The 6,999-nt window shown below is 65.4% G+C and carries 8 protein-coding genes and 1 pseudogene; 3 read left to right on the forward strand and 6 right to left on the reverse strand.

Annotated features, from left to right (window positions below):
* Positions 1-196: pseudogene (locus tag ACWELQ_RS33145) on the reverse strand (hypothetical protein); the annotation flags it as partial.
* On the opposite strand from ACWELQ_RS33145, the gene ACWELQ_RS33150 reads away from it, so the two are divergent.
* Positions 120-329, forward strand: coding sequence for an SDR family oxidoreductase (locus ACWELQ_RS33150; protein ID WP_452400985.1), 210 nt, complete (start codon positions 120-122; stop codon positions 327-329). The pseudogene ACWELQ_RS33145 and the gene ACWELQ_RS33150 sit on opposite strands and share 77 nt — an antisense overlap.
* On the opposite strand, the gene ACWELQ_RS33155 is transcribed toward ACWELQ_RS33150, so the two are convergent.
* Positions 248-1,414: an AraC family transcriptional regulator gene (locus tag ACWELQ_RS33155; RefSeq protein WP_452400978.1), complete on the reverse strand. Its 1,167-nt coding sequence runs from the start codon at positions 1,412-1,414 to the stop codon at positions 248-250. The two genes, ACWELQ_RS33150 and ACWELQ_RS33155, sit on opposite strands and share 82 nt — an antisense overlap.
* A 238-nt stretch (positions 1,415-1,652) precedes the next feature.
* Here ACWELQ_RS33155 and ACWELQ_RS33160 point away from each other — a divergent pair, with 238 nt between their 5' ends.
* Positions 1,653-3,686, forward strand: coding sequence for a CocE/NonD family hydrolase (locus tag ACWELQ_RS33160; protein ID WP_452400979.1), 2,034 nt, complete (start codon positions 1,653-1,655; stop codon positions 3,684-3,686).
* Between the two features lie 30 nt (positions 3,687-3,716).
* On the opposite strand, the gene ACWELQ_RS33165 is transcribed toward ACWELQ_RS33160, so the two are convergent.
* Positions 3,717-4,571, reverse strand: a complete 855-nt coding sequence (locus ACWELQ_RS33165) for an aldo/keto reductase (protein ID WP_452400980.1) — start codon at positions 4,569-4,571, stop codon at positions 3,717-3,719.
* A gap of 63 nt (positions 4,572-4,634) precedes the next feature.
* On the opposite strand from ACWELQ_RS33165, the gene ACWELQ_RS33170 reads away from it, so the two are divergent.
* Positions 4,635-5,171 (forward strand): hypothetical protein, encoded by a 537-nt coding sequence (locus ACWELQ_RS33170; protein WP_452400981.1) that lies wholly within the window; start codon positions 4,635-4,637, stop codon positions 5,169-5,171.
* A 9-nt stretch (positions 5,172-5,180) separates the two neighbouring features.
* On the opposite strand, the gene ACWELQ_RS33175 is transcribed toward ACWELQ_RS33170, so the two are convergent.
* From ACWELQ_RS33175 to ACWELQ_RS33185, 3 genes are read right to left on the reverse strand one after another with little or no spacing between them, the layout of a single operon-like run.
* Entirely contained in the window at positions 5,181-5,546 is a 366-nt protein-coding gene (locus tag ACWELQ_RS33175) for a hypothetical protein (protein ID WP_452400982.1), read from the reverse strand.
* 11 nt (positions 5,547-5,557) lie between these two features.
* Complete coding sequence (locus ACWELQ_RS33180; protein WP_452400983.1) at positions 5,558-6,022, reverse strand: hypothetical protein; 465 nt, start codon at positions 6,020-6,022, stop codon at positions 5,558-5,560.
* A complete protein-coding gene (locus tag ACWELQ_RS33185) occupies positions 6,023-6,502 on the reverse strand; it encodes a hypothetical protein (protein ID WP_452400984.1) in 480 nt (159 codons plus the stop codon).
* Positions 6,503-6,999: the final 497 nt, after the last annotated feature.

The following is a 6,999-nucleotide window of genomic DNA, read 5'->3' on the forward strand; positions in this document are numbered from 1 at the left end:
CGACGTTGCGGGCGCCGCGGACGGCGGTGACGTCGCCGAGGTGGACGGTGCGGAAGTCGATGGAGAAGCGGGTGACGCCGGAGGTGTTGGGGAGGTGCTCCGGCGACGGATTCATATCCATATCCAGGCGGACACCGGCCGCGCAATACCGGCGGTCGGTATTCACGATGGCGTCCACCGGAATCAGCGCCGCCACCCCGGAGCAGATCGCGGCTCCCAGCCTGTTCCTCGCCTCCGAGGACGCCTCCTACATCACCGGCATCGACATGGTGGTCGACGGCGGATGGGAGCTGAGCAACTTCCCCAACTTGGCGAAGCTCGCGGGCTGATCTCTCGATGTGATCGGACCGGCCGAGGGGCCGCCCTGGGCCACCGAAACACGTTCCGGCCCAGGGCGGCCCGCCCGCCGGGCGCGGGCCGCGGTCCGCACCTGCTGCGGGGTGATGCCGTACCAGCGGCGCACCACCCGCGTCAGCGCGGACTGCTCGCGCAGGCCGACGATGGCGGTGATCCGGCTCATCGGCAGATCCGTCTCGCACAGCAGCCGATAGGTGGCATCGCGGCGGGCGGCGTCGAGCACCTCGGTGAACGTCGTGCCCTCCGCGGCCAAGGCGCGTTGCAGGGTGCGTTCGTGCACGGTCAGCATGCGGGCCACGGTGTCGATATCGGCGCGGGATTCCAGCATGGCGCGGTCGACGGCCAGACGGACCCGGGCGGTCATGCTCGGATCGGTCTCGGGGTAGTTGCGTTCGAGATAGTCCATGGCGAGGCGGTGCAGGACGGGATTGCGGTCCTCGATCGGGCGTTCCAGCAGCTCCGCCGGGAAACGGAACACGGTGGTCGGCATGTCGAAACGGACCTCCGCGCCGAAGAATTCGGTATAGCGGGCGATCGGCGCGTACGCCGGATGCGGCAGGTGAACGGTCCGCAGGCCGTAGTCGCCCGCGACCCGCAGCAGATGCCGGTGGATGAGCCCGGCGGCCTGGTCGACGCCCTGCTGTAGTCCGGAGACCTCCGCGACATCGCGATAGTTCAGCGCGAGAGTTCCGCTGTGCCCGTAGGGATCCGGGACCAGTCCGAGCGAGATACCCTCGTGTTGCACCGACAGGAAGCGGGTGGCGCAGGCGAGGCCCTCGCCGACGGTGGCGGCATTGGTGATCGCGACCGCCAGTAGGCCGAGCACATCGGGGTCCTGGCGGGCCGCCAGCCGCAATCCCAGGTCGGGGCAATCCAGTTCGGCCGCCGCGATTTCCAGCACCCAGCCCAGGGATTCCGCGGGGACCAGGGCGTCCTCGCTGTGTACGGCCTCGAGTGCGATGCCGAACCGGTCCAGCAGTGCGACGCCGTCGCCGCCGAGCTCGTCGACGAGTTCGCGGCAGCCACGCAGGCTGGCCGCGCGCGCCATGATCGTCATCGAGCCGTACCCCTTCGATTAACTCTTCCGGTCGGGATCGTAACTTAATCCGCCAATTGTCTGGGACGCAAGAGTCTCAATCTCCGCTGTCGTCCCGGGGTAAAACGATGTCGTCTTCGGGCGAGCCGTTATTACTCGTGAGTAGCAACAATCTGGCCATGGATTCTGTGAGAGGTGGGACACAGTGAGGCTTGGTCTGAGACGGCCGTCGCGGTTGGCTGTGAAGGGGTTCGTGATCGTGTCCGCGATCCTTGCGTGTACCCCGTTTCTGGCCCCGGCGGCCTCCTCCGATACCGCGTTCACCGGGATTGACGGCGGTCCGTACGCCGCCGGCTGGACCGCGGCGGTCGACGGTCCGCAGCCCTACAACAGCATTTCGCCCGATCTCGCGGTGCCGATCACCATGAGCGACGGCACGGTGCTCAAGGCGGACATCATTCATCCCGCGAACAACGGCCGTGCCGCCGACGGCAAGCGGCCGGTGATCGTCCAGTTCCAGGGCTACGGGAAACTCCCGATCCTGGTGGGCCAGGCGGTGATCAGCGCCGCGGACGGCCTGGGCATCAAGAAGCCCCTGGAAGATTGGGTCGGATCGCTGAACCTGCCGGGCGTCGGCCTCGACGGCATCTTCGACATCACCCGGCAGGCGGACGCGGGAGCCATCGAAGCGGCGCTGCAGGATTGGAAGCTGGCCAACGCGGGATACACCCTGGTGCAGGTTGATTTGCGGGGTACCGGCACCTCGGGCGGCGACTGGCAGGTCTTCGGCGATCGTGAGAAGCAGGACGCGGCCGAGGTGATCGACTGGATCACCCGGCAGTCCTGGAGCGACGGCAATGTCGGCACCATGGGGATCTCGTTCACCGCGATCAGCGCGCTCGAGGCCACCGACCGGAAACCGCCGGGGCTCAAGGCCGTCTTCGCCTACGAGGGCAGCGGTGACATCTTCAACGACATCGCGGGCGCGGGAGGCGCGGTCGGTGTCGGGTTCCTGGTGCCGTGGTTGATCGGTGTCAACGCGCTCAAGATGATTCCGGACATCACCTCGATCCTGGTCGGGAAGTTCGATCCCGCACAGCAATTGCAATGGTTGAAGGACCGCATCGCCGATCCGCTGACGCTCGTCGACATGGTCGTCAACGGCTATACGGCGCTGTCGCCGGACCAATTGACGGCGCGGACAAAGCAACTCGTCGATCCGAACTCGCCGTTCCGTAAGGGTTTGAAGGCGGACGTCGGCAATATTCAGGTGCCGACGTTCATGGTCGGCGCGTGGTTCGACATCTTCGGCACCTCACCCACCGACACCTTCGCCTCGATTCCGCTGCCGGAGGAGCAGAAGAAGCTGGTCATGGGCGATGGTTATCACCTCGGAAGCGGGGTCGCCGGCTTCGGTCATCCGGGCATGCCGCCGCGGCTGGATGTGTTGCAGCGGGCCTGGTTCGACCACTGGCTGCGTGGCGTCGACAACGGGATCGAGAAGTACACACCGCTGACGGTGAAGCAGCAGGGCGCGGGCTGGACCGACGCGCCGGAATTCCCGCGCGCCGAGGCGACCTATCGGCGGCTGTACCTCAATGACATTCCGTCCGGGACCAGCCCGAATTCGCGGTACGATGGTGGACTGTCCGAGACGGCACGGCAGGGAGGTGTCAACGACCTGACCGTGGCTCCCGGTGTGCTGAGTCTGTGCAGTCGCGACGGCGCGCGCATCTCCGCGGGCGTTCTCGCGGTCATCGAAGCGTGTGGGAACGATTCGCGCGTCTGGGAGAACGACGGTTTGACCTTCACCAGCAGCCCCGTGAGTCAGGCGACCACCATCTCCGGACCGCTGAACGTGCACCTCAACGTGGTGGAGGACGCCGCCGACGGGTACTGGGTGTCCACCGTCAACGATGTTGCCCCCGATGGCTCTTCGCGCGAGATCGCGACCGGGCAGCTGGTCGCGTCGGTGCGGCAGATCGACGAGGCCAACAGCAAGACCTCGGCCAACGGCGATTACACCGAGCCGCACTACTTCCTCGATCTGGCTCGGCGTGAGCCGACGGTGCCGGGTGTCCCGGTCACCCTCGACATCGCCCTGACCCCGATCGAGGCGGTCTTGCAGCCCGGCCACCGCCTGCGCGTCGACGTCTACGCCAGCAATTTCCCGAAGGCCCTGCCGCCGTTGTTCTTCCTGGCCGATTCCGGCCTGAAGCCCGAGCATGTGCGCCTGGACCCCGACGCGCCCAGCTGGGTCAATGTGCCCCTGACCGCTTCGATCCCCGACTGACGCCGGGGCTCGAAGCGACCGCGGGACTGCCTACAGCAGTCCCGCGGTGAAGGTGGCGGGGTCGGGACCCACCCGGGTTCCGGCATCGAGCGCGGAGATGGCGTTCATCTGCGCCGCGCTCAACTCGAACCCGAATACATCGAAGTTCTCCCGAATCCGGCTGGGCGTCACCGACTTCGGGATGACCACGTTCCCGAGTTGCAGATGCCAGCGGATGATCACCTGCGCGGGCGTCCGCCCGGTCTCCCCGGCGATCTCGACGATGGTCGAATCCTTCAGCGCCGCACCACGACCCAACGGACTCCACGCCTCGGTCGCGATCCCGTGCTCGGCATGGAACGCCCGCAACTCGGCCTGAATCAGATTGGGGCTCAACTCGATCTGATTGAGCACCGGAGCCTCCCCGGTCTCCGCGATCAGCCGCTCCAGATGCTCCCGATTGAAGTTCGACACCCCGATCGAGGCGACCCGCCCCTCCGCCTTCAACTTCTGGAAGGCCCGGAACGTGTCCACATACTTGTCCGCCTGCCCCACCGGCCAGTGAATCAGATACAGATCCAACTGCTCCAGCCCGAGCCGCTCCATGCTCGCGTCGAACGCCCGCAACGTCGACTCATACCCCTGCTCGGAATTCCACAACTTGGTGGTAACGAACACCTCGTCCCTGGCTACCCCCGACTCCCGGACAGCCCGCCCCACCTCGGCCTCATTGCCATAGATCGCGGCCGTATCAATATGCCGATACCCCGTCTCCAAGGCCGTCGACACCGCCCCGAAGGTATCCCCCTCCTCGACGAGGAACACCCCGAACCCCAACGAGGGAATCGTCTTCCCATCGTTCAGCACAGTCTCCGGAACACCGCTACTCCCGCTAAGAAAGGTCATGCTCCCCGACCCTACGCCCGCCCCGATCGTGCGATACTGCGGGTAACTAGGGAGGGGGCTTCCGTGAAGCTGATTCGTGGATGGATGTACGGGCCGCTGTGGGCGGTCGTGCTGGTGGTGGCCGCAATCCAATCGGCGTACGTCGCGGCTGTGGGACTCGGCTGGTTCGGTGCCGTCATGGTCTTGATCAGCCTCCCGATCTTCGCCTTCAGCATCGCGTCAGCGCGGAAACGCTACGGCGGCAGGCACGAGATGCGCCGGTTTTACGAGGCCGTTCGCACGCGGCAGCTGCCGATCCTCACTTCGCCCGAGGAAGTCGTTCGCTGGAACCAGTTGATCATCCGTGAACGTGAAAGCCGCCGTGGGGCATTCGCCGCCACGTGGATTCAGCTGGCGGTGGGTGTTCTCCTCCTGGTCATCCTCGCGGTCAACACCCTGAGCGGTCTCAGTCCCGACTTCGCCTCGCCAATGCTGGCAGCGATCATGATCGGCGGCTTCATCTCGACCCGCACGGCCAACCCGCGGGCTCTTGCGTCACTGGCAGCAATGGCCGAGCAGGGAACAGACCGCGGCTACGGCTATTCCCTACCCGCCCACTGACTTTCGCGACTACGTCCCGACGCACTCACTCCCGAGGTTGATCCCGTTGCCAACGGTGAGCACGATCGACTTGTCGGTCAGATCCCCATTGACATGCGCGACAAGGGTATGCGGCCCAACGGTAGTCGGCGTCCAAGGCTGATTCATCACCGACCCGTCCACCACCCCATCGGTAGGCACAGCCACCCCGTTGTCCCAGAACCGCGTGTAGTACGCGTACATCCCTTTCGCAGTGAGCGTGTAAGTGCACCCGGTCCCATAGTTCCCGGTAGGCGCGGAAATCGAAACGCTGTCGAGTGAGTAATCAGCGGCTGCGGTAGGAGCGAAGAAGATCATGGTCGCGCCAACGGCAATCGGAAGCATGAAAATTCGCATCCCCCGATCTTTCACCCCCGCCCCGCCCTCAACCACCGTTTCGTCGATTTGCTCGCGGTCAGGGCGATGATGGCACCGAACACGACGGCCACGCTCACCGCGTGCCCGGGGGAGCCGACTTCTCCTTCGATAATTGCGCCAACCACGCCCCAGACAATGAGCAGTCCGCAGGCCGCAATGATGGCGTACTTGCCAACGATCAGCCGGAACAGCAGCAGGATGCCCCCGAGGCAAAGGGCGGCTGTTACCAGCAACATCATCGCGAACAGGGCATACCCGTAGACCGGCATGGCCGCAATGCGGTGCTCAGCGAGGGTTGTCACACCGAACAACAGCAAGAACCCGCCGATCAACACCGCCGGAACCGCCGCCCACACGGCCTTGCCGCTTCCGCTCCAATACCCCTGTGGCCCTTCGATCTCCACCTGATCCTGCGGCAGCGCTATGGGCTCCCACCCACCCCGGGGCTCGCTCACCTACTGCCCCTCGCTGCTTCGAGGGCGGGATAGCCAGTGCCTTGTCGATTTGCTTGCGGCCAGGGCGATGATGCCCAGCAGGAGCAGAGTGAATTCGGTGAAGGCCCGCGGTTCCCTGCTGAACTCTCCGTCACGGATGGACTCTTCGAGCATGACGACCATGGTCAAGACTGTCGCTCCGAGCAACATGACCTTGCCCGCCGGTCTCCGGCACAGTAGTAGGACGCTGCCCACGAGAAACGTCCCCGCCACCAGGATTGGGCCGACGAGAAACACGAACCGCCACAATGGAACTCGCGATAGATCATTCCGTGTGAACACCGCGACGACGATGCCTGCACCCGCGACCCCGATCAGCGCCCCGAGTACCGCCGCCCATACGGCTTTCCCGCTACCGGTCCAATACCCCCGCGCGGGTTCGGTTTCCACCTGATCCTGCGCCAACGCTATCGGCTCCAGCCCAACCCGCGGCTCGTCCACCCCGGCCCCCTCCACTGCAAACAATCGTGCCGGAAGCTTTCTATCAGACAATCGGGACGGCTCGCTGATCTTGTTGGATGGGGTCGGGGTCGGTGTCGATGTGCAGCATTTGGGACAGGTTCCACTGGGGGAAGTTGGTTTGACCTGCGTAGTCGTGGTTCGTGCCCGGAAGATTCGGGGCAGTTTTTCGAATCGGTGTGGGTGGGGCGGGTGGGTTGAATACACTGCCCGCTGAAGTGAACAGATGGCACTTCAGTTCAGAGGCGAGGTATTCATGAAGTCTGCTACACCGGGGGTTTTCGTCGTGCGTGCCGCGGCGGCTGTGATCGGCGGGGCGATAGTGCTCGCGGGGGCTACCGGGTGCGGCAGCGACAAGGCGTCGGACGGTTCTCAGGGCGGTGCGACCTCGGCGGTGGTGAGTTCGACCGTCGCGCCCGCCCAGACCACCGCGGCGCCCGCCCCGACCACGGTGGCACCGGCGCCGACCACGGAGGCGC

It is taken from the genome of Nocardia sp. NPDC004722 (assembly GCF_053601505.1).

Coding starts and splice junctions, on each gene's coding strand:
- ACWELQ_RS33155 (WP_452400978.1), bottom strand. CDS start 1,414: ATGACGATCATGGCGCGCGCGGCCAGCCTGCGTGGCTGCCGCGAACTC.
- ACWELQ_RS33175 (WP_452400982.1), bottom strand. CDS start 5,546: ATGCGAATTTTCATGCTTCCGATTGCCGTTGGCGCGACCATGATCTTC.
- ACWELQ_RS33165 (WP_452400980.1), bottom strand. CDS start 4,571: ATGACCTTTCTTAGCGGGAGTAGCGGTGTTCCGGAGACTGTGCTGAAC.